Genomic DNA, 21,346 nt, shown 5'->3' with positions numbered 1-21,346 from the left:
GTCAGGCAAACTCGCTTGTCAGTACGGTGCGCCCCTCGGCCACAGACTTGAAGCAGGCATCGGCCAGCAGCAGGGCCAGACGACCATCCTCGAAACCGACCGGGACCGGCGCGCCGTTTTCGATGGCATCGACGAACTTGCTGATCTCGACGTCAAAGGCTGCGCCGTAGCGCTCGATAAAGAAGTGCTGCAGGGGCGAGGACACATTGGTCTCGGTTGCCAGATATTTCTTCATCGAGTGGTTGTGATGGTTGTCGGTGACCAGCATCCCCTTGGAACCCAGCATTTCGATACGCTGGTCATAGCCATAAACCGCTTCGCGGGAGTTGGTGATCACAGCCTGCTTGCCGCTGGCGGTCTTCAGAATGACGACAACCGTGTCGTAATCGTCGCATTCATCCATCAGGGTGGGGTTCACGAGGCGCGAGCCGGTAGCCGTCACCTCAGTCACCTCTTCACCCAGCAAGAAACGCGCAAGATCGAGATCGTGAATCGTCATATCGCGGAAAATGCCGCCCGACGTCTTGATATAGCCATCCGGTGCCATGCCGGGGTCGCGCGACGTGATCGTCACCTGATGTAACTCGCCGATTTCGCCTGCCGCGCGGGCCCGTTCAGCCGCCGCGTGGCCGGGATCAAAGCGGCGCACAAATCCCAACATGATCGGCACTTTGGTGCCTTCGATTCGCTTGGCCAGGGCGTTGACCCGCTCGAGAGACAGGTCGATCGGCTTCTCGCATAGCACGGCTTTTCCGGCCTTGACGCAGGCCTCCAGAAACTCGACGTGTGTCGAGGTCGGGGTCGCGATCAGAACGGCGTCAACATCGTCCGAGTTGATCGCCTCCAGGGCAGAGGCAAAGTTGGTTACGCCGTGTTTCGACGCGATCTCGGCAGCGAAGGGGGCGTGGGTATCAAAGACGCCCGCGAGCGTGGCTTGCGGATGCGTTGCGATATTGTCGGCATGCATACGACCAATTCGTCCGCATCCGAGTACAGAAATTCGTGGCATTGTGGCCTCCCATTTTTCTGTTGCAATGATCATTGCAAACTGTAAGTATTGTCAATAAGTATTTCGCAGAGTGCCGGTGGAGCGGTGCTTGCGAAGCAATCCGGGAGGAACTCTAAATGGATTCGAAAACCGTGCGCCTTACAATGGCGCAAGCTCTCGTGCGCTATCTTTGCGCCCAAAAGACTCGAATCGACGGAGAAACGGTCCCTCTGTTCGCGGGCGTTTTCGGGATTTTCGGTCACGGCAACGTCACCTGCTTTGCAGAGGCACTGGAGCGCGTACAGGACCAGCTGCCCACCTGGCGCGGTCAAAACGAACAGTCCATGGCGCTTGCCGCCATTGGCTATGCCAAGTCGAAAAAACGTCGTCAGATCATGATCGCGGCCTCGTCCGTCGGGCCTGGCGCCACCAACATGGTGACGGCCGCCGGCGTGGCGCATGCGAACCGTTTGCCTGTTCTGTTGATCTCGGGTGATACCTATGTGAATCGCCTGCCCGATCCCGTGCTACAACAGGTCGAGCACTTTGGCGATCCCACTCTGACCGTGAACGACTCGTTCAAGGCCGTGACCCGTTACTGGGACCGCATCGTGCATCCGGCGCAGATCATCCAGTCGTTGCCGCAGGCGATCGCCACGATGCTCGATCCAGCCGATTGCGGCCCCGCGTTCATCGGTCTGCCGCAGGACACGCAAGAGCTGGCCTATGACTATCCCGAGGAATTTTTCGAAGAAAAAATTTGGGCGATCCCGCGCCCGCGCCCCTCTGTCGATCAGGTTGCAGAAGCGGTCGAGGTTCTGAAATCCGCGAAAAACCCGTTGATCATCTCGGGCGGCGGTGTGCGCTATTCCGGCGCCGAGGCTGCGGTCGCGGCCTTTGCCAAAAAGCGCGGGATTCCGATGGCTGAATCCATCGCGGGCAAAGGAGCTGTCTGCCATGACGACCCGGTTTACGTTGGCGCGATGGGCATCGAAGGAAGCGAAGCCGCACGGAAACTGTCCGAATCCGCGGATGTCATTGTCGCAATCGGCACGCGCATGCAGGATTTCACCACGGGGTCGTGGACAACTTTCCCCAAGGACGCCAGATTCATCAACATCAATGCCGCCCGTTTCGACTCGCTCAAACACCGCGCCACGCCCGTCGTCGGCGATGCGCTGGAATGCGTAAATGATCTGGACGCGAAGCTTGGAGACTGGGCCGCGCCGGCTGAACGGATGGTTCAGGCGCAGGCTTGGTACAAGGAATGGAACGACCTCCTGGACGAAGGGCAAGCCCCGACCAATCAGGTCGTTCCCTCCTACGCGCAGGTCATTGCGGTTGTGAACAAGGTCGCCCGGCCCGACGACGTTCTGGTCACAGCTGCGGGTGGCCTGCCGGGTGAGACCATCAAGAACTGGCGCTGCAAGTCGCCGCATACCTTCGACTGCGAGTTCGGCTTTTCCTGCATGGGCTACGAGATCGCGGGTGCTTGGGGTCACGCGATGGCAATGGGCGGCAAAGGCACGCCGATCGTCATGTTGGGCGACGGGTCCTACATGATGATGAACTCGGACATCCATTCGTCGGTGATCGCCGGGCACAAGATGATTGTCGTCGTGTGCGACAATGGCGGCTTCGGGGTCATCAACCGGCTGCAAACCGGCATGGGCGGCGCGGGTTTCAACAACCTGCTCAAAGACAGCCGCGTCGTGGATCCGACCAACGTGCGCCATGTCGATTTCGTCAAACACGCCGAGGCGATGGGAGCCTATGCCCGCCAGTGCGACAGCCTCGCCGACCTTGAGGCCGCAATGGAATGGGCACAGACCACCGATGCCACCACCGTCATCTGCATCAATTCCGACGCCTACACTTGGACCCCCGGCGGGGCCGATTGGTATGTCGGCGTTCCCGAGGTCAGCCCTCGCGCTTCGGTCAACAAGGCCCGCAAGGGACAAGAAGAATTCCGCAAAAAACAGCGGCATGGAGTCTAAGCAATAATGTTGAAAGCGAAACTTGGCATTGCGCCGATCGCGTGGTGGAACGACGATCTCGAGGAACTCTCGGATGATGTCAGCCTCGACGAGTGTCTGAGGCAGGCCTCCGAGGCCGGGCTTACCGGCATGGAAACCGGCCGCCGCTTCCCCATGAACATGGCGGAGTTGGGTCCGGTGCTCGACAAGCATGGCATCTCCGTCTGCGGCGGCTGGTTTTCCGGCATGCTGCTGGATGGCGATATCGAGGTGGAGAAGGACCGCATCGCAGAGCAGCACGCCTTCTTCAAAGCGGCTGGCGCGCCTTGCATCGCCTATGGCGAGACCGCGCGCTCGGTTCAGGGCGAACGCCACAGGCCTCTGGCGCAAAAGCCCAAGCTGTCTGAGGCCGAGATGGCGGCCTACGGTCGCAGGATTTCCGATTTCGCGGACTGGTGTGCCAAGGAGGGGATGCCGCTGAGCTATCATCACCACATGGCTGCCGCCGTGGAAACCGAAGCGGAGCTCGACCTCTTTATGAAGCATTCCTCGGTCCCGCTTCTGTTCGATGCAGGCCATATGGCCTTCGCCGGTGGTGACAATTTTCGTGTGATCGAAAACCACCACAAGCGCATCAGCCATGTCCATGCAAAGGACATTCGGGGTGACGTCGTGGGCGGTCTGGACCGTTCGAAAGAGAGCTTTCTGGATGCGGTCATAAAAGGCGCCTTTACGGTGCCCGGTGACGGCAGCCTGGATTTCGAGGCCATTGCAAAGGCGCTGGCTGGCAAAGGCTATGAGGGGTGGTTCGTCATCGAAGCCGAACAGGATCCCATCGCAAATCCCCCGCTTGAAATGGCCAAAAAGGGCCGTGCCGAGCTTTTCCGCGTCCTGAACGCGGCTGGTTACGAGGTCGTCGGAGCATGAACAGAATTGACGGGAAAATTGCGGTCATCTCGGGTGGCACGCAAGGCTTGGGAGCCAACGCGGCGTTGCTGTTTGCGCAGGCCGGTGCCGCAGGGATCGCCATCGTCGGTCGCGGACTAGAAAAAGGTCAAGCCAAAGCAGCTGAAATCACCGCCGAAACCGGCGTTCCGGTCGAAATGATCGCTGCGGATCTAGCGAATATTGATGATGTTCTGCGGATCATCCCTGCTGCGGACAAAGCCTTCGGCACGGTCGATATTCTGGTCAATGCGGCCGGCCTGACGGATCGCGGGAACCTGTTGAACACGACCCCGGATCTGTTCGACCGGATGTTCGCGGTCAATACCCGTGCGCCGTTCTTTTTGATGCAAGACGCCGTCAAAATCATGGAGCGCGACGGCAAAGGCGGCCGGATCGTGAATATCGGGTCCACCTCGTCCAATGCCGGTCAGCCCTTTATCGCGCCCTATTGCGCGTCCAAGGCCGCACTGTCCACGCTGACCCGCAGCTCGGGCTATGCCCTCATGCGCAACGGTATTCACGTAAACCAGCTTGATATCGGCTGGATGGCTTCGGATCACGAGCGCGAACTTCAACTGGCGGAATCCGGAGACCCGGATTGGGAATCCAAAGCCAATGCAGGTCTACCTTTCGGGCGTTTGATCGATCCGCGCGAAGTTGCGCGGGCGGCCTTGTTCCTCGCCTCCGAGGACGCCGGCATCATGACGGGTGCCGTCATCCACTACGATCAGTCGGTTTGGGGCGGATACGACGGGCAAGCCCCCGGCCCCGCGGTGAGGCTCGCAAAATAATGTCGGTTCGTATTGCAATCATCGGAACTGGTGTGATGGGGGCAGACCACGCGAGGATCCTTGCATCCGATGTTCCGGGTGCGGCCTTGCAGGTTATTTGCGATGCCAACGTCACTCGCGCGCGGGAACTGGGCGATCAGCTGGGCGCAGCACATGTCCTAACGGATCCCCTCGAGGCGCTCAGCCGTGCTGATGTCGATGCGGTTCTGATTGCGAGCCCCGACAGCACCCATGCCGAACTGACCATCGCGGCGATGGAAGCCGGCAAGCACGTTTTGTGCGAAAAGCCGTTGGCACCGACTTCGCAAGAGTCGCTTCGCGTAATCGAGGCGGAAACCCGCCTTGGCGAACGCCGGGTGCATGTCGGCTTCATGCGTCGGTTCGATCCCGCCTACGGCGCCATGAAATCCGCCATGGAAAGCGGCGGGGTCGGTGACGCGCTGATGATGCACAATTTTCATCGCAACGTAACCGCCCCTGAATGGTTCACCGGCGAAATGGCCATTTCCAATTCCGCACCGCATGAATTCGATATTTGCCGGTTCGTGTTGGGTTCTGAATATGTCTCGGTGCTTGCGGTTCAAATGCCCAGCAAGAATGCCATCGCTCCGGTGTTTCTGGTTCTGAAAACCGCCGATGGCCAGATGGTCAATATCGAGGTGAACAACAATGCCGCTTACGGCTATGACGTGCGCTGCGAATTGGTCGGAAGTTCGGGCAGCGTCGATCTGAACGCGCCTGTTCACGCGACCTACAAGGCGTCGCTTCAAGCCGTGCAACGGTTCGACCCGGACTGGCGTCCGCGCTTTGCCGATGCCTACCGGCTGCAAAACAAAGCGTGGATCAATGGGATCGCAAGCGGTGCGACCGACCCGAGGCTGGCAACCGCTTGGGACGGGTTGTGTTCAACGCTCGTCGCAGAGGCCGGTGTGGTCTCGTTGCAAACGGGCACATGGCAACCGGTTTCATCGCCGGATGTACCGGCCCTTTATCAAGCGGCAAAGTCGAATTCTTTGCTGGCAGAGCGAGCTGAGTAAAAACGGTCGAGAAGATCTCGACCCAAAGGATTGCACTCGATTTTGGTGCATATTCGGCCATTTCGGTCAAACTTAGATGTCGTACCGCAATATAGCGGTTCAAATCAGGGAGGAGAAACGACATGAACTTTAAGAAAACTATCGTAGGAGCAGTGGTCGCGTCGATGACAGCGGGGGCGGCCATGGCCGCAGACATCGCACTTGTGATTGGCTCGAACCAGGATGCGTTCTGGAACGTTGTGAAAAAAGGTGCGGAAGACGCTGCCGTTCTGGTCGAAGCACGCGGCGGCTCGCTGACCATCCTGCAAACCCAAGGCTACGAAAACTACGGCCCCGATCTGGCCGTTCTGATCGAACAAGCCACCGCGCAGGGTGTCGACGGGATCGCGACTGTTCTTCCGGTGCCTGAAGCTCAACTTCCCGCAGTCAAAGCGGCAATCGACGCCGGGATCAAAGTTACCCTGCTTAACGGCGGAAGCGACTCTCTCGAGGAATCCGGCGCGTTGAACTACTTCGGTTCCGAAGAATACACCGCCGGTTATGAAGGCGGCAAATACCTCGCCATGGCCGGCGCAAAGAACATTCTTTGCCACAACCAGACGCCGGGTACTGCAAACCTCGACGCGCGTTGCCGCGGCGTTGTGGATGGCGCGACCGAAGCGGGGGCCAGCGCCCGTGAACTGCCGCTGCCCGCCAACCTCGACCAAGACGTTGCCGGTACGTCGGCCGCTCTTGAGGCGGAACTGAACGGTGATCCGTCCATCGATGCCCTTATCACCCTGGCCACCTGGGCTGCTGACGCCGCCTACGGCGCGATCGACAGCCTTGGCAAAACCGACACCGTCAAACTGGGCACTTTCGATCTCAGCCCGTCCACCCTTGACCGTATCAAGGCGGGCACGCAAACGATGGCAATCGACCAGACCCCCTACTACCAGGGTTTCCTGTCGGTCTCCACGCTTGCAGCGAACATCGATTTCGGCACCAAGATCGCGACCGCTCCTGTCCTGACGGGTCCTGCAATCGTTGACGCCTCGAACATTGACGCCACCTTCGCGGGCGTCGAGGCAGGCACCCGCTAATCGCACCGTAGCCTTTGATCTGGCCGGGTGGATTGCTCGGCCAGATCTATAAGCTGCTGCGCCAAAACCAACATAGGGGAGTGAGCTCATGTCAGAAGCCATTCAAACAGCCAAAAGCTCCAAGCCAATCGCCAGCCGTTTGTCGGTCGGCGAACTCATGCGCAGCCCGGCCATGGGGGCCTTTGTCGGCATGGTCTTGGTCTTTTGCATTTTTGCCGCATTTGGCTATCACAAGAACTTCATCAGCATCGTCGGGTTCGCCAACTGGATGAACTTTGCATCCATGATCGGAATTGTCGCTATCCCGGTCGGGTTCTTGATGGTTGCGGGTGAACTCGACATTTCGGTCGGCGCTATCATGCCGGCATCCGCCATGACTCTCGGTATCCTGTGTGGCCCCTACGAGCTGCCGCTTGGTATTGGGATGCTCATTACTTTTGCCATGGCCGCAGTCATTGGCTGCATCAACGGCATTCTGGTCACACGCACGCAAGTGCCCTCTTTCATCGTCACTCTGGCAACGCTGTTCGCCGTCGGCGGCCTGACGCTGACCCTGTCGGTGATTTTCGTAAACCGCCCGCAAGTGGCCTATGAAGCCCCCGAACTGGCAAAAGCCCTGCTTGGCGACCGCTATTTTGGCTTCCGCGCCTCAGTGTTCTGGTGGATTCTCCTATCGGGCATCCTCTATTTCATCTTGCACAAATCGCCGTGGGGAAACTGGATTTTCGCGGTCGGTGGTGACCCCGAAAGCGCGCGCAATGCTGGCATCCCGGTCAACCGCCTGAAAATTTCACTCTTCGTGCTAAGCGCTGTTTGTACCGCCTTTGCCGGTATGCTGCAGGTGGCCGCGTTCAACTCGGCGCAGTCCGCGACCAACTTTCCGCTGATCTTCAACACGATTATTGCATGCGTGGTTGGCGGCGTTGTTCTGACCGGTGGGTTTGGCACGCTGATCGGTATTTTCCTTGGTACCATGACGTTGGGCATCGTCCAGCAAGGTATCGGCTATACCGACATCGACCGGAACCTGTCTCAGTTGATCATCGGTATCATGCTGCTTGCAGCGGTCCTGATGAACGGGACGTTCCAGAAACTCGCCACAAGCTGGTCCACGGGTAAGAAGGAAGACTGACAATGAACGACGCAAAGACCGTCCTGGAACTGCGAAATGTCGACAAATCCTTCGGGCCGATCGACGTTCTGCACAAAATCAATCTTTCGGTGAAAGCCGGTGAAGTGCTCTGTCTGCTCGGTGACAACGGCGCCGGCAAGTCCACGCTGATCAAGACCATGGCGGGCGTCCACGCGCCCACCAGCGGCGAGATCCTCATGGACGGAAAACCGGTCTCCTTCAGCGGTCCCAAAGCTGCACAGGAGGCCGGCATCGCCTGCGTTCACCAATTTGGCGGGACGTTCCCGCTGATGTCGATCAGCCGCAGCTTTTTCGCCGGCGTCGAGCCAACGAAAGGTTGGGGGCCGTTCAAAGTCTTCGACCGCAAAAAGGCCAATGAGATTGCTGTCCACGAAGTGCGCAATTTCGGCATCACGCGTATCGACGATGGGGATCGCCTCGTCGGGGGGTTGTCAGGCGGCGAACGCCAGTCTTTGGCCATCGCCCGCGCAGTGTACTTTGGCGCCCGCGTCCTCATTCTGGATGAACCAACCGCTGCACTCGGCGTAAAGCAGTCTGCACACGTGTTGCGAATCGTGAACGAAGCCAAACGACGCGGCCTCGCCGTCATCTTCATCACGCACCAGGTTATGCATGCTTTGGCTGTGGGTGACCACTTTGCCGTCCTCATCCGAGGCGCCATCGCGGCCGATTTCAAGCAGGGAGAGAAGACCCGCGAAGAAATCGCCGACCTCATGGCTGGCGGTGAAAGTATGGCTGACCTTGAAGCAAAGGTGGGCGTCCAAGCCTAAAGCCATTTTGACCGTTTGCGTCGCGCTCTTTTCCTGGATTGGGGCGCGACGTTGTTTATACGAACTTCCGATACAATGGGCATCGCCTAATGCGTAGTTTCAAGAAAATCCTCATTGCCAACCGTGGTGAGGTTGCCATCCGCGTGATGCGGGCCGCCAATGAGATGGGCAAACGAACAGTCGCCATCTATGCAGAGGAAGACAAACTCTCGCTGCACCGCTTCAAGGCCGACGAGGCCTATAGGATCGGCGAGGGTATGGGCCCCGTGGCAGCCTATCTGTCGATCCCCGAGATTATTCGCGTGGCCAAGGAATGCGGCGCCGATGCAATCCACCCGGGATATGGCCTTCTTTCGGAAAACCCTGATTTTGTGGATGCCTGCGCTGCCAATGGCATCACCTTTATCGGCCCCAAGGCTGAAACCATGCGCGCGCTTGGCGACAAAGCCTCGGCGCGCCGCGTCGCGATCGAGGCGCGCGTGCCGGTCATCCCCGCCACCGAAGTTCTGGGCAATGATTTCGCCGCCATCACCAAGGAAGCCGCCGAGATCGGCTATCCCCTGATGTTAAAAGCAAGCTGGGGGGGCGGCGGTCGCGGCATGCGTCCCATCAATGGTCCCGACGAGCTGAAAGAGAAGGTTCTGGAAGGCCGTCGTGAGGCCGAAGCCGCATTCGGCAACGGTGAGGGTTATCTTGAAAAGATGATCCTCCGCGCGCGCCACGTCGAGGTGCAGATCCTTGGCGACAGCCACGGCCAGATCTATCACCTGTTCGAGCGCGACTGCTCGGTGCAGCGCCGCAACCAGAAAGTCGTTGAGCGCGCGCCCGCGCCTTACCTCTCCGAAGAACAACGCGCCGAGATTTGCGAGCTTGGCAAAAAGATCTGCCAGCACGTGAATTATGAGTGCGCGGGCACGGTTGAGTTCCTGATGGATATGGAAACGGGCCAATTCTATTTCATCGAAGTGAACCCCCGCGTTCAGGTGGAACACACCGTCACCGAGGAAGTCACCGGCATCGACATCGTTCAGGCCCAGATCCTGATCGCCGAGGGCAAGACCCTAGCCGAGGCCACCGGTGCCGCCCGCCAGGCCGACATCACGCTGCACGGCCATGCCCTGCAAACGCGCGTGACGACCGAAGATCCGAACAACAATTTCATCCCCGACTATGGCCGCATCACTGCCTACCGCTCGGCCACCGGCATGGGCATCCGTCTGGACGGCGGCACGGCCTATGCGGGCGGGGTGATCACACGCTTTTATGACAGTCTGCTGACGAAGGTCACCGCTTGGGCGCCGACGCCGGAAAAGGCGATCTTGCGCATGGACCGGGCGCTGCGCGAATTCCGTATTCGCGGCGTGTCCACGAACATCGACTTTGTCATCAACCTGCTCAAGCATCCGACCTTTCTGTCGAATGAATACACCACCAAGTTCATCGACACGACGCCGGACCTGTTCAACTTCAAGGCCCGTCGCGACCGCGCCACGAAAATCCTGACCTATATCGCGGATATAACCGTAAACGGTCACCCGGAAACAGCTGGCCGCCCGAAACCCGCGGCCGAGGCGCGCCTGCCCCGCGTGCCTGCCCTGCGGGTCGAAACGCCTGTTGCCGGCACCCGCCAGTTGCTGGACGAGAAAGGCCCGCAGGCCGTAGCCGACTGGCTGTCGGCGCAGAAAGACCTGAAGCTGACCGATACCACCATGCGTGACGGGCACCAGTCGCTGCTGGCCACGCGAATGCGGTCCATTGACATGATCAAGGTGGCCCCCGCCTATGCGGCCAACCTGCCGCAACTGTTCTCGGTCGAATGCTGGGGCGGCGCGACGTTCGATGTGGCCTATCGCTTCTTGCAGGAATGCCCGTGGCAGCGCCTGCGCGATATCCGCGAGAAGATGCCGAACCTGATGACGCAGATGCTGCTGCGTGCTTCGAACGGTGTGGGTTATACCAATTATCCCGACAACGTGGTGCAGGCTTTCGTCGCGCAAGCCGCGACCAGCGGAGTCGATATCTTCCGCGTGTTCGACAGTCTGAACTGGGTTGAGAACATGCGCGTTGCCATGGATGCCGTTATTGACGCCAACAAGGTTTGCGAGGGCACGATCTGCTACACCGGCGATCTGTTCGACCCCGAGCGGTCCAAGTACGACCTGAAATACTATGTCGCCATGGGCAAAGAGCTGCGCGAGGCTGGCGCCCACATTCTGGGTCTCAAAGACATGGCGGGCCTATTGAAACCCGCCCAGGCCCGCGTGCTGATCAAGGCCCTGAAAGAAGAGGTCGGCCTGCCGATCCACTTCCACACCCATGACACCAGCGGCGTGTCGGCAGCCACGGTTTTGGCGGCAGCGGATGCAGGCGTCGACGTGGTCGACGCGGCGATGGACGCCTTCTCGGGCGGCACCTCGCAGCCCTGCCTTGGCTCGATCGTCGAGGCGACCCGCCACACCGACCGCGACACCGGCATCGACGTGGGCGCGGTGCGCGAAATTTCAAATTATTGGGAGGCCGTGCGCCACCAGTACACCGCTTTTGAGGCCGGCCTGGAAGCCCCCGCTTCCGAAGTCTACCTGCACGAAATGCCCGGTGGCCAGTTCACCAACCTCAAGGCGCAGGCCCGTTCCATGGGGCTTGAGGACCGCTGGCACGAAGTCGCACAGGCCTATGCCGATGTGAACATGATGTTCGGCGATATCGTCAAGGTGACCCCCTCTTCCAAGGTCGTGGGCGACATGGCTCTGATGATGGTCAGCCAGAACCTGACCCGTTCCGAGGTCGAAGACCCTCTGCGCGATGTCTCGTTTCCGGAGTCGGTCATCGACATGATGAAGGGCAATCTGGGCCAGCCTCCGGGCGGCTTTCCGGACGGGATCCTCGCTAAGGTGCTCAAAGGGCAGACCCCCGACACCAGCCGCCCCGGCGCGCATCTGGCGCCCATCGATCTGGACGCCATCCGCGCAGAGCTATCGGAAAAGCTGGATGGTCAGGCCGTCGACGATGAGGATCTGAACGGCTATCTGATGTACCCCAAGGTCTTCCTCGACTACATGAGCCGCCACCGCGAATACGGCCCCGTTCGCACCCTGCCGACGCCGGTCTTCTTCTATGGGATGGAACCCGGCGACGAGATTAGCGCCGAGATCGACCCCGGCAAAAAGCTGGAGATCCGTCTGCAAGCCGTGGGTGAAGCTGACGAGGTGGGCGATGTGAAGGTGTTCTTTGAACTAAACGGCCAGCCGCGCACTGTGCGTGTGCCGAACCGTATGGTCAAATCCGCCACCGCCGCCCGCCCCAAAGCGCAGGCCGGCAATGAAGATCACATCGGCGCGCCGATGCCCGGCGTGGTCGCCTCGGTCGCGGTTAAAGTCGGCCAACAGGTGCACAAAGGCGATCTGTTGCTGACCATCGAAGCAATGAAGATGGAAACCGGCCTGTCGGCGGACCGCGACGCAACCGTCAAAGCCGTCCACGTCATCCCCGGCGCGCAGATCGACGCCAAGGACCTTTTGATTGAAGTGGAGTGACCGGTAAACTGTCATTTTCACATAATAAGTCTTATGCGTTTTTTTGGCTGACTCCAGATTTCCGTGTAGAATTCGTCCTCTATAACCTCCCTGAGGACGACTGACTGGCGGCACCGGTATTGCTGGTGCCGCCCTTTTCCAAAAGAGCAACTGAGCGGCAATTAATGTTCGCGAGACGGAGCGAGATATGCGCGAAAGTTGGTGACGCTCGATCAGGCGGCGGCTTGAATGTGGCGGACATCGTCGCGGAACTCAACCCCGTTGATGACCTCCGGCATGCGGTTCCGACCGTCGAGCTTTCGCCATTTCGTCTGCGCGGACATCATTAGCCGGAAGGCCATGGCCAATCCGGTCTTCCGTCTGAGACAGCCCTTGGTGCGCTTTGTCCGGTGCCGGACGGTGGCGAAAGTGCTCTCGATCGGATTTGACGTTCGGATATGTTTCCAGTGCTCGGCCGGGTAGTCGTAGAAGGTCAGCAGCGCATCCCGGTCCTTCACCGGCTTGGCGACCGCCTTGTCCCATTTCACGCCATAGGCGTCGACGAAAAAAAGTTGAAGGCGGCGGTTGCGGCGGCCCGAGTTTCGGCCTGCCAGATGTCGTGCATGTGCGCCTTGGCCTTCGGCTGCACCGATTTTGGCAACGCAGAGATACGCAAATCCTTCGCGCGTGCGCAGATAGGTAATATCCGTTACCCACGCCCGATCCGGAGCATCAACCGCGAGTTGGCGATCCAGCGTGTTGTCGACGACGACTGAGGGCTTGCCACCGTAAACGCCGGGTTTCTTCTTGTAGCCGATCTGTGCCTGAACGCCCGCAATCCGAGCCAGACGGGCAACGCGGTTCTCGGATACAACCTCGCCCATATCGATCAGGTCATCATAGAACTTGTGGTATCCATAGACCTTACCGCTGTCTTTCCACGCCTGCTTCACCAGCTTGGTCTGACGCCGATCTTCCTGCGCACGCTGGCTTAAGGGTTCCTTAACCCATGCATAGAAACCGCTCGGGTGGACGCTCAGCATCTTGCACAGAACGCGGACAGGATGCTGCTCGCGATGCGCGCGTACTCACTTTGCATCCCTGGCGAAGTAGGCGCTCAGCATTGTCCTCGGACCAATGGCGGACAAGCCTCGCCCTATTTTAGGATGTCGCGCTCCGCCGTGACCCGGGCCAGCTCTTTCTTGAGACGGCGAACTTCGGCCTCCTGATCCGTCTGCCTCAGCGCCTTCGAAAATTGCGCCATCCAAGTATACAGCGACTTGGTGCTCAATCCGAGCCGTTCAGCCACCTCCTTAACCGAATAACCCCGCTCCGTGACCTGCGCCACCGCATCGATCTTGAACTCATCCGAGTAGCGAATTTGCCCTGACATTTGCATCGTCCTTGCTTCCAAAATTATCAAGCAAAGCGTCTACAAATCTAGGGGCACCTCAATTGACGATAAGGACTTCGACGTCATTCCGCGAGTTACGACTTTCGCGGATATTAGCGAGTTTATGCTCGCCTTCCTCGAGTGGCGCGCCGTCCGTCTCAATCTGGGCATGGCTAAAACAGCGATTTCCGTTCCCTTTCCCGATGTAGAAAATCCGGTCCTTGAGCGCCCCTTTCTCGCGGGGGTCGGCGAGGGCATAGACGTAAGCCGCAAGCTTTGCGGACACCATGGCGTTAAATGACAAGAGGTAATCCTTCCGTTAGGGGGTAAATCCAACATCGATCAACCATGGCTGCAGATCAAGTGGGCAGGCCTTGGAGGGCGTCCGCTCGCAGCGCAGGACGTCGCTGATGCGTCGACTGAGTGCAGATTTAGCGCAGATGTTGTGAACGGCAGAAAGGTCCCGCACATCAGACCTTGAGCTGTCAATTTCGCTGCGTCAGGTGTCGAACGGCAGCTTTGCGAAAGCTGCAACGCAGCGTGTGACCCGTCGGGCAACGGCGGCAATGGGCCGGGAGCGCCGGAAAGCCAAGCCACGGACACACCTGTCGCCATTGACGCTTCCTGAGTTTGGTGTCGTTCGGGCAGGTGCTAAGTCGATATCGCGCATTAGGGTGCTTCGCGCGGGCCTGCGGACGCTCCTGCTCCTGCGCAATGGTTAGGCTCCTTCTCGTGGCTCAACGTGAAAGGATGGCTCATACTCCGCAGACAAGGTCAGTTAGAAAGCGGCGGTTGCGTGCTCCCGCAGCCAAAAAATACAAGAATTATCAAGACGCCAACAGCCGCCCTCCGAGGCGGCTTTTGCACGCCAGCAGTCCAGCCCAACGTTTGTCGAATGCCCCTGTAATCTAGGGGGCTTTTTGCGTTTTGGGGAAACGAAATCCATCTGCCCATTGTCTCGGGCAACTCGCAGTTGCGTGCGCATCCGGTTCCAGCCATCATCATCCCATAGTTTTCCAGACGGTAAATCGACGAAGAAGGATTTTGCCCTCGGATCAGCACCTTGCAAGCAGAGAAATGGGCGAACGATGAAGCAGGACGACTTTCGGAATTGGCTGATGGCGAAGGGGCAGACGGATGTGACCGCTTCCTCCCGCGTGAGCAGTGCCAAGCGCGTTGAACAGTACCTCGGGGATCTGGACGAGTTGTTCGCGCAAGAGGATCGCGACAGCGTCCTGAACCGATTTACCTACACCGTCGAAGATGAACGAACAGTACGCCCGAACCCCTCGCCGGTGCCCATCGACGGCGTCTTGCGCACGGGTCTTGCCAGCCTCCAGCAGGCCCTGAAGCTGTACCATTCTTTCGCGACCGAAGAATCCAATGTGCCCGACAAGGCAGAACACCAGGCATTGGTCGACCGCCTCACTCGCAAAGAAGTCGAGGCGGCGATGCAGGAATGCGATGAGTTGGGCCTGAAGGCGTTCCTCGCCCGTGGTGGCTTTGCCAGCCCACAGGTCTGGGTCAGCGATGAAGGCAAGGATCAATCCTATCCCGCGAAGGCCACGGTCGCAGCAGCTTTGGGGCATCTTCCCAATGGCCGTACTCTCGCGGCGAAGGAATTCTACAACGGCTTCGGCGAGGCACAATCCTTCGCCAAACTTGAGGCTCTCGGGTTCCAGATCATTCGCAAGAGTGCCAATGCAAAGGATGACGCCTTCACTCGCGACCGGATCGAGGGCGCGATGGACGCCTACGAAGCGTTCCGCAGCTCAGGGGCACATGCCGATGCGTTCTCGAGCTTCGGAGAGCCGAAGGATTTTTGGGTGCGGTCCAGCCGCCCGCGCCAAGACAAGTGTTTTCCGACGAAACCAATTGTCGGGTACCTTCTGGGCAAGGCGTCGAACACATTCAATGGTGGGTGGAGCCAGTCGGGGGATGCGGCCGCAAGACTGCATGCGGCGGGCTACGTCATCATTGATCAGCATGACACGCCGTTGCCGCTACCCGACCAGCACACGCATCTGATGCGCGGGGCGGAACGTGCGCGACTCGTCGCCCTGAATTATTACATCGCACCTGCCCGCGAAGCGGACATGACCTCGGTGTCTATCCGCGCATCAAACCTCGCGCGAGATATATCCGAGCAAAATGCCTTCCCGACGATTTGCAGCGCCTTGGGAGGCTATAAGTTCAAGGACCTGGCAGGTTACACGGCACTCCAGTCGACCACGCCGAACCCCTCCAGCACGACAACATTTACATTCGTCCTCGATGGCGAGGAGGGGAAGGCGATGGCAGAGTCAGATGCCCCCAAGCAGGGCCACGCCGCCCAAGTGATTGCAGCCACCACCAACCTGATCCTCTACGGACCTCCCGGCACCGGCAAGACCTACCAGACGGCGTGGGAGGCGGTTCGTCTTTGCCTGGGTGATGCCTTTGCTGTCGATCTCTCCGGAGAGAAAAACCGGGATCGGTTGATGGCGGAATACCGGCGCTTGATGTCCGAGGGCCGGATCGAGTTTGTGACCTTCCACCAGTCGATGTCATACGAGGAATTCGTCGAGGGGCTGAGACCGAACACCGGCTCTACGAGCCCGGATGCGCCTCCTGACGATACGGCCCCTTCAGCCGGTTTCCGGTTGAAGGACGAGCCCGGGATATTCAAGGCGGTATGTGCGCGGGCTCAGCGTGACTCAGGGGAGAACACTGACGCAAATCGGCTTGATCGCACCCGCCGCGTCATACGGCTCGGGCTTACCGGCGCAAACTGGCGAGCGAAGTTCGAACGTGCCATTGCCGAAGCAGCGGTCGAATGGCCGCATGGCGGCGACATAGACTGGTCGCCGCCGGAGTTCGACAGCTGGGATGCGATCAAGGCGAAGCGCCAGGAGGAGGATCCCGAGATCATCGGAAATCACCCGACTGTCTATGGAACATCGCTGTTCCGCGGTGCAGAACCCGATGATTACCTCGCGCTCACCGTTGGAAAAGGGAAGATCGTCGCGGTCGGAAAATTTAAGGGCGAATACCAGTTCACGCCGGGTGTTTCTGGTCAGCAGCCTCGTCACGCGCGTACAGTCGAATGGCTTTGGCACGACATTGAGGGTGTGAACCGCGCCGGGATCTACGGCAAGGATTTCACTTCGTTCCATACGGCCTATCCATTGCTCGAGGATCAGCTTACCTGGGACGCGCTGGAGATGGTGATATTCGGACCGAAGGCTGTTCCGCAACTCGAAGTGGCGCGGCCCTTTGTTCTGATCATCGACGAGATCAACCGCGCCAACATCTCGAAGGTTTTTGGCGAACTGATCACGCTCCTGGAACCGGACAAGCGCCTCGGGCGGCGCGACGAAATCCGGTAGTGTCTCAGTTTGAATTTCAGGAGGTTTGGCATGAAGGCTAAGATCGCCCAAGATAACCGAACGTTAATGCCCAGCGCGCACAATCGTGAACAATCTAGATTTATCCACATCTTGTTGCTGTGGATAAAAGTTCCACATTTTGTGTTGACTGTGATACACACTATGGCAAGAGGGTGCCGAACCCTCACAGGAGGAAATGAACACCATGCCAAAAGGACCGCAAGGGCAGAAGCGCCCAGCGGACGTGATCGGCAATGCAGTTCACATTGCCAGGATCGCGACCGGAGAAGAACAGGAAACGAGCCTCAAGCAACCAGCCAAGCGCAAGAGCGGCTTGGCGGGTGCGAAGGCGCGTCAGGACAACACCACAGCAGAGGACCGCAGCGAGATCGCCAAGAAGGCCGCTGCGGCACGGTGGGGTTGATGCCTAATTACGATCCCCGTGCGGTAGCCAATGAGTTTTTAAAGCTCAATGGTGGACCGATGAATCAGATGAAGCTGCAAAAGCTAGTTTACATGGCTCATGGGTGGAATCTTGCGATTAACCGCCAGCCGCTTGTATCTGGCAGGATTGAGGCTTGGGACGGAGGTCCAGTTATGCGGGTCATCTGGAACCACCTTCGTGATTTCGGGCTGAACACTGTAGATGTTCTATTCGGGAGCGGCCCGAACGCTCCCTTTATTGCTGAGATGACGGAGGATGAATCCGCGATTGTCTCACATGTTTGGAGTAAGTACGGCCAGTACACTGGCTTGGAATTGTCAGAGATGACTCACAAGTCAGGAACCCCTTGGAGTAACTCTTATTTTGGTCTCGGCAGAAATGCCGCTCTTTCGCAGGCAGACATTCAGCAGCACTTTATTGAGCTTGCTTTAGCTGGGCGTCAGCAGGTTGTCTGAGAACATCACGCTTGATGATATGGACAACGCCCCGTCTGAAACTGCGCAGACGGGGACAGATGTTGTTGTAACTAGGGATGATCTAACAGCAGCGCTTGCCCGCGTGTCGGACGAAAACTCTCAGCTAAAGCAAGACCTTGAAGCAGCGCAGAAAAAAATCAAGACCACCGAAATACTTGACGACCTCCTTGAGCCGAGCGCTAAGAAGGCCTTCAATTACATGTTCTGTTATTCAGGGGCGGTTGGCATCATATTGCTGATGAATGGATTTGGTTTTTTTGTGAACGTGCTGGACCCAGAGGTTTTGAAGTTCTTAGTTGGTAGCACGGCTGTAACTGTTATCGGCCTGGTCGGCATGGTCCTTACAGGAATATTTGTCGGCGCACGTAGATAAAGTGAACTTTTTGCTTGCTAGCTGGCCTGCGAATACCTATGTTCTAGGTATGAACAAACTTGATACCAAAACCCGCGCAATGATCCTGAACATGCTGGTAGAGGGCAACTCCATGCGCTCAATTAGCCGCGTGGTCGGGGTGTCCATCAACACAGTGACTAAGCTGCTCGTTGAGGCTGGTGAGGCTTGCGCCAAGTATCACAACAACACGGTGCGCAACGTCAAAACGACTCGCGTAGAGTGCGATGAAATCTGGTCATTCGTCTACGCCAAGGACAAGAACGTAATCGGCGCTAAGGCGGCTCCTGATGGCGCTGGCGACGTCTGGACATGGACTGCAATCGACGCTGATAGCAAGATGATCTTGTCCTATGAGGTTGGGGACCGTTCGGGCGACACAGCTTACGAATTCATGGTTGATCTGGCCTCTCGACTAGAGAACCGCGTACAGCTTACCACAGACGGTCACAAGGCATATCTGGACGCCGTAGAGGGAGCGTTCGGTGGCGATATTGACTATGCGATGCTGGTCAAGATGTACGGCGGCACAACAGGTCAGCAGGGGCACGAAAAGAAGTATTCCCCGGCTGGCTTCACCGGATCGCGCAAACAGCAGGTATTTGGCGAGCCTGTGCGCGAACTGGTCAGCACGTCCTACGTTGAGCGCCAGAACCTCACGATGCGCATGGGGATGCGCCGCTTCACTCGCCTGACCAACGGTTTCAGCAAGAAGCTGGAAAACCACCTGCACATGCTTTCGCTTTATTTTGTTCATTACAATTTCGTGCGCATCCACAAGACGCTGAAAATGACACCCGCAATGGCGGCTGGCGTTTCCGACACCCTGCATGACACAGCTTGGATAGTGGGTCTGATCGACGCCAATGCGCCTGCACCAAAGAAGCGCGGACCTTACAAAAAGAAATCAATTTCAAACTGAGACACTACCCGAAATCCAGCTGACCTTGCCCTATTCCAAGAAGCGCTTTGGTGTACCGCAGAACTTGCACGTCATCGGCACCATGAACACGGCCGACCGCTCGATTGCGCTGCTGGATACCGCCCTGCGCCGTCGGTTCACCTTCAAGGAATTGATGCCGAACCCGGCGGTCCTGTCCCCGAATGTCGGCGGGATAAACCTGCAAAAGCTGCTGACCACGATCAACGACCGCATCGAGTATCTCTTCGACCGCGAACACCAGATCGGGCACGCCTATTTCACTGGCTGCACATCGGCCGAGGCGGTCGAGGACGTCATGCGGCACAAGGTCATTCCGCTCCTGTCCGAGTATTTCTACGAGGATTGGTCGAAGGTCGCCGTGGTTCTGGGCGATGGCCCGCAGGGCCCATCCCGGTTTCTGGAGGCGCGCCGCCTGACTGCGCCGCCCGGAATTGCCGCTGATGACTTCAGCGGCGAGAGACTGCGCTGGCGGGTGAAGGACCAGTTCGACTTCTCCGAGTTCGCGCCCTGATGCCCGCCTTCTGCGTTGGCGAATGGAAGACCGTGCCCCATGGCGATGGGGAAGGATGCATTCCGCCGCATCTTGCCCAGCGCCTTGTAGCACTGGCCAAGGCATCTCCCTTTGCTGGGCGCGGCGGTGATGGTGTGCTGGAGTATCGCCGCCATGACCTGCGGGCGCGGGGTGTGGTTGGCGTTCTGGCGGTGCCGGGCTGCACGCTGGAAATCCTGCCGAAGATCGACGTCGGCGAAAAGGAAGGCTCGCCCCAGGAGACGCGCGAGATCCGCAAGCGCCTTGTGCACATGCTTGCAGTGGCCCTCAATCTCAAGGTCGAGACCGGACGTATGACCGACCTCGACTGGCAGCGCGAAACCCTGCTGGAAATCCTGATCCGCATCTTTTGCGACAAGCTTACCGAGGCGGTGCGCCGGGGCATGCCGCGGCGCTACACCCTTCATGACGACGACCTGCCGACCTTGCGGGGATCGCTGGATATCCCGCGTCAGTTCACGCGGCATCTCGCAAACCCGGGCCGCCTGGCCTGCCGCTTTGATGAGTTGTCCGAGGATATCGCCCTCAACCGCATCATGAAGGCGACCATCGTGCATCTGGCGGGCATGTCGCGCACCGCGACGAATGTTCAGCGGCTGCGGGAACTGGCCTTCGTTTATGCCGAGGTCGCGCAGGTGCATCTCCCGGCCCTGCAGTGGGACGATGTTGTCATCGACCGCACCAACAGTGCCTGGCAGGAACTCTATGGAATGGCGCAGCTGTTCCTGCGCAACCGGTACCAAACGACCAGCGCTGGCTCGGGGCAGGGATCGGCACTGTTGTTCGAGATGAATGTCCTGTTCGAGGAGTACATCGGCCGTCTGGTGACGCGGGCGCTGGCGGGGTCCGAATTCCGCGTGACCCTGCAGGGTGGCCGCCTGTTTTGTCTGAGGTCGATCGACGACGAACGTGCGGTTTTTCAAACCAAGCCCGACATCCTCATCAAGCTTGGCGATAAGGTTGCCCATGTGATCGACACCAAGTGGAAACGTATTTCCGAGCGGATCGACGATCCGAAACAGGGGGTCTCCCAGGCGGATGTCTATCAGATGATGGCCTATGCTCACCTCTACAAGGCTCCGCGGTTGACGCTGCTTTATCCCCACCACGCGAGCCTGGGCGACGAGGAAGGGATCCGCGCGCGGTTCCGGGTGACGGATCAGGAAACACTGCTGGAAACGGCAAGCTTCGACACCTCCAGCGGTGCCGACCTTGTGGACCGCATTCGCGGCCGGATCCTGACCGGCATCGAAGAAATGTCCGCCGCAGAACCGTGAGGGCGAAGGACACGCCCATGGCAGGGACACAATTGTGCCCCTCGCGGTACGGGACTGGAATGACCGCATCTGCCATCGTCGACCAGCAGCGGATAGCTGCCGCGCGTTGATAGCGTGAATCCATGAAACAGGCCGGGCGATGCGCCGCAGTCTAGGCGTCTTTCGCTTCCTGCGGAACCTTCGTCCGGCCCGGCTTTTACCGGCACGCCCGCGCTTGATCGCGCAGTACGACATAGTCGCTCCGCA

17 protein-coding genes and 2 pseudogenes are annotated in these 21,346 nt (G+C 58.9%); 15 read left to right on the top strand and 4 right to left on the bottom strand.

Features of this window, described 5'->3' with window-relative positions:
* Position 1 precedes the first annotated feature (1 nt).
* Positions 2–1,009 carry an inositol 2-dehydrogenase gene (gene iolG / locus AQS8620_RS16345; RefSeq protein WP_085838106.1) on the bottom strand — a complete coding sequence of 336 codons (1,008 nt, stop codon included), beginning with the start codon at positions 1,007–1,009 and terminating at the stop codon, positions 2–4.
* A gap of 116 nt (positions 1,010–1,125) precedes the next feature.
* Between iolG and iolD the strand changes: the two genes are divergently transcribed.
* The 8 genes from iolD to AQS8620_RS16305 all read left to right on the top strand — a co-directional run bounded on the left by iolD (position 1,126) and on the right by AQS8620_RS16305 (position 12,278).
* Entirely contained in the window at positions 1,126–2,985 is a 1,860-nt protein-coding gene (gene iolD, locus AQS8620_RS16340) for a 3D-(3,5/4)-trihydroxycyclohexane-1,2-dione acylhydrolase (decyclizing) (protein ID WP_085838095.1), read from the top strand.
* Positions 2,986–2,991: 6 nt separating this feature from the next.
* Positions 2,992–3,891 (top strand): myo-inosose-2 dehydratase, encoded by a 900-nt coding sequence (gene iolE / locus AQS8620_RS16335; RefSeq protein ID WP_234990529.1) that lies wholly within the window; start codon positions 2,992–2,994, stop codon positions 3,889–3,891.
* A complete protein-coding gene (locus AQS8620_RS16330; protein ID WP_085838094.1) occupies positions 3,888–4,703 on the top strand; it encodes an SDR family oxidoreductase in 816 nt (271 codons plus the stop codon). Before iolE ends, AQS8620_RS16330 begins: the two co-directional genes overlap by 4 nt.
* Complete coding sequence (locus tag AQS8620_RS16325; protein ID WP_085838093.1) at positions 4,703–5,740, top strand: Gfo/Idh/MocA family oxidoreductase; 1,038 nt, start codon at positions 4,703–4,705, stop codon at positions 5,738–5,740. The genes AQS8620_RS16330 and AQS8620_RS16325 overlap by 1 nt, the downstream gene beginning before the upstream one ends.
* A gap of 122 nt (positions 5,741–5,862) precedes the next feature.
* Positions 5,863–6,822 (top strand): substrate-binding domain-containing protein, encoded by a 960-nt coding sequence (locus AQS8620_RS16320; protein ID WP_085838092.1) that lies wholly within the window; start codon positions 5,863–5,865, stop codon positions 6,820–6,822.
* 88 nt (positions 6,823–6,910) lie between these two features.
* Positions 6,911–7,954 (top strand): ABC transporter permease, encoded by a 1,044-nt coding sequence (locus AQS8620_RS16315; protein ID WP_085838091.1) that lies wholly within the window; start codon positions 6,911–6,913, stop codon positions 7,952–7,954.
* A gap of 2 nt (positions 7,955–7,956) precedes the next feature.
* On the top strand, positions 7,957–8,745 hold the full coding sequence (locus tag AQS8620_RS16310) for an ATP-binding cassette domain-containing protein (RefSeq protein WP_085838090.1): 789 nt from the start codon (positions 7,957–7,959) through the stop codon (positions 8,743–8,745).
* 89 nt (positions 8,746–8,834) lie between these two features.
* Positions 8,835–12,278 (top strand): pyruvate carboxylase, encoded by a 3,444-nt coding sequence (locus AQS8620_RS16305; RefSeq protein ID WP_085838089.1) that lies wholly within the window; start codon positions 8,835–8,837, stop codon positions 12,276–12,278.
* A 212-nt stretch (positions 12,279–12,490) separates the two neighbouring features.
* On the opposite strand, the pseudogene AQS8620_RS16960 reads toward AQS8620_RS16305, so the two are convergent.
* From AQS8620_RS16960 to AQS8620_RS16290, 3 genes and pseudogenes are all read right to left on the bottom strand, one after another.
* A pseudogene (locus AQS8620_RS16960) lies at positions 12,491–12,927 on the bottom strand (transposase); the annotation flags it as partial.
* Positions 12,917–13,650 (bottom strand): annotated as a pseudogene (locus AQS8620_RS17255) (IS3 family transposase); the annotation flags it as partial. The pseudogenes AQS8620_RS17255 and AQS8620_RS16960, both read right to left, overlap by 11 nt.
* A 58-nt stretch (positions 13,651–13,708) precedes the next feature.
* Positions 13,709–13,954: a GIY-YIG nuclease family protein gene (locus AQS8620_RS16290; protein WP_143267571.1), complete on the bottom strand. Its 246-nt coding sequence runs from the start codon at positions 13,952–13,954 to the stop codon at positions 13,709–13,711.
* Between the two features lie 784 nt (positions 13,955–14,738).
* On the opposite strand from AQS8620_RS16290, the gene AQS8620_RS17295 reads away from it, so the two are divergent.
* The 7 genes from AQS8620_RS17295 (at position 14,739) to AQS8620_RS16255 (ending at position 21,100) form a co-directional block, all read left to right on the top strand.
* A complete protein-coding gene (locus AQS8620_RS17295) occupies positions 14,739–17,018 on the top strand; it encodes a ScoMcrA-related endonuclease (RefSeq protein ID WP_085838085.1) in 2,280 nt (759 codons plus the stop codon).
* A gap of 196 nt (positions 17,019–17,214) precedes the next feature.
* Positions 17,215–17,442, top strand: a complete 228-nt coding sequence (locus AQS8620_RS16280) for a histone H1 (RefSeq protein WP_200809649.1) — start codon at positions 17,215–17,217, stop codon at positions 17,440–17,442.
* The gene (locus AQS8620_RS16275; protein ID WP_085838084.1) at positions 17,442–17,918 is read left to right on the top strand and encodes a Panacea domain-containing protein; all 477 of its coding nucleotides are present in this window, start codon (positions 17,442–17,444) and stop codon (positions 17,916–17,918) included. The genes AQS8620_RS16280 and AQS8620_RS16275 overlap by 1 nt, the downstream gene beginning before the upstream one ends.
* Positions 17,911–18,312: a hypothetical protein gene (locus tag AQS8620_RS16270; RefSeq protein ID WP_085838083.1), complete on the top strand. Its 402-nt coding sequence runs from the start codon at positions 17,911–17,913 to the stop codon at positions 18,310–18,312. The genes AQS8620_RS16275 and AQS8620_RS16270 overlap by 8 nt, the downstream gene beginning before the upstream one ends.
* A 49-nt stretch (positions 18,313–18,361) precedes the next feature.
* Positions 18,362–19,252 (top strand): IS1 family transposase, encoded by an 891-nt coding sequence (locus AQS8620_RS16265; protein ID WP_200809648.1) that lies wholly within the window; start codon positions 18,362–18,364, stop codon positions 19,250–19,252.
* Positions 19,253–19,277: 25 nt separating this feature from the next.
* The gene (locus tag AQS8620_RS16260) at positions 19,278–19,784 is read left to right on the top strand and encodes a 5-methylcytosine-specific restriction endonuclease subunit McrB (protein WP_200809647.1); all 507 of its coding nucleotides are present in this window, start codon (positions 19,278–19,280) and stop codon (positions 19,782–19,784) included.
* Positions 19,784–21,100, top strand: a complete 1,317-nt coding sequence (locus tag AQS8620_RS16255) for an McrC family protein (RefSeq protein ID WP_085838080.1) — start codon at positions 19,784–19,786, stop codon at positions 21,098–21,100. Before AQS8620_RS16260 ends, AQS8620_RS16255 begins: the two co-directional genes overlap by 1 nt.
* The last annotated feature ends 246 nt before the right edge of the window (positions 21,101–21,346 follow it).

The organism is Aquimixticola soesokkakensis (assembly GCF_900172375.1).
Lineage (GTDB): Bacteria > Pseudomonadota > Alphaproteobacteria > Rhodobacterales > Rhodobacteraceae > Aquimixticola > Aquimixticola soesokkakensis.
This window is presented reverse-complemented; position numbering and strand designations above follow the sequence as displayed.

Bases quoted from the DNA above. Each gene is read 5' to 3' on its own strand.
- iolG (WP_085838106.1), bottom strand. From the start codon at position 1,009: ATGCCACGAATTTCTGTACTCGGATGCGGACGAATTGGTCGTATGCAT.
- iolD (WP_085838095.1), top strand. From the start codon at position 1,126: ATGGATTCGAAAACCGTGCGCCTTACAATGGCGCAAGCTCTCGTGCGC.
- iolE (WP_234990529.1), top strand. From the start codon at position 2,992: ATGTTGAAAGCGAAACTTGGCATTGCGCCGATCGCGTGGTGGAACGAC.
- AQS8620_RS16330 (WP_085838094.1), top strand. From the start codon at position 3,888: ATGAACAGAATTGACGGGAAAATTGCGGTCATCTCGGGTGGCACGCAA.
- AQS8620_RS16325 (WP_085838093.1), top strand. From the start codon at position 4,703: ATGTCGGTTCGTATTGCAATCATCGGAACTGGTGTGATGGGGGCAGAC.
- AQS8620_RS16320 (WP_085838092.1), top strand. From the start codon at position 5,863: ATGAACTTTAAGAAAACTATCGTAGGAGCAGTGGTCGCGTCGATGACA.
- AQS8620_RS16315 (WP_085838091.1), top strand. From the start codon at position 6,911: ATGTCAGAAGCCATTCAAACAGCCAAAAGCTCCAAGCCAATCGCCAGC.
- AQS8620_RS16310 (WP_085838090.1), top strand. From the start codon at position 7,957: ATGAACGACGCAAAGACCGTCCTGGAACTGCGAAATGTCGACAAATCC.
- AQS8620_RS16305 (WP_085838089.1), top strand. From the start codon at position 8,835: ATGCGTAGTTTCAAGAAAATCCTCATTGCCAACCGTGGTGAGGTTGCC.
- AQS8620_RS17295 (WP_085838085.1), top strand. From the start codon at position 14,739: ATGAAGCAGGACGACTTTCGGAATTGGCTGATGGCGAAGGGGCAGACG.
- AQS8620_RS16280 (WP_200809649.1), top strand. From the start codon at position 17,215: ATGAACACCATGCCAAAAGGACCGCAAGGGCAGAAGCGCCCAGCGGAC.
- AQS8620_RS16275 (WP_085838084.1), top strand. From the start codon at position 17,442: ATGCCTAATTACGATCCCCGTGCGGTAGCCAATGAGTTTTTAAAGCTC.
- AQS8620_RS16265 (WP_200809648.1), top strand. From the start codon at position 18,362: ATGAACAAACTTGATACCAAAACCCGCGCAATGATCCTGAACATGCTG.
- AQS8620_RS16255 (WP_085838080.1), top strand. From the start codon at position 19,784: ATGCCCGCCTTCTGCGTTGGCGAATGGAAGACCGTGCCCCATGGCGAT.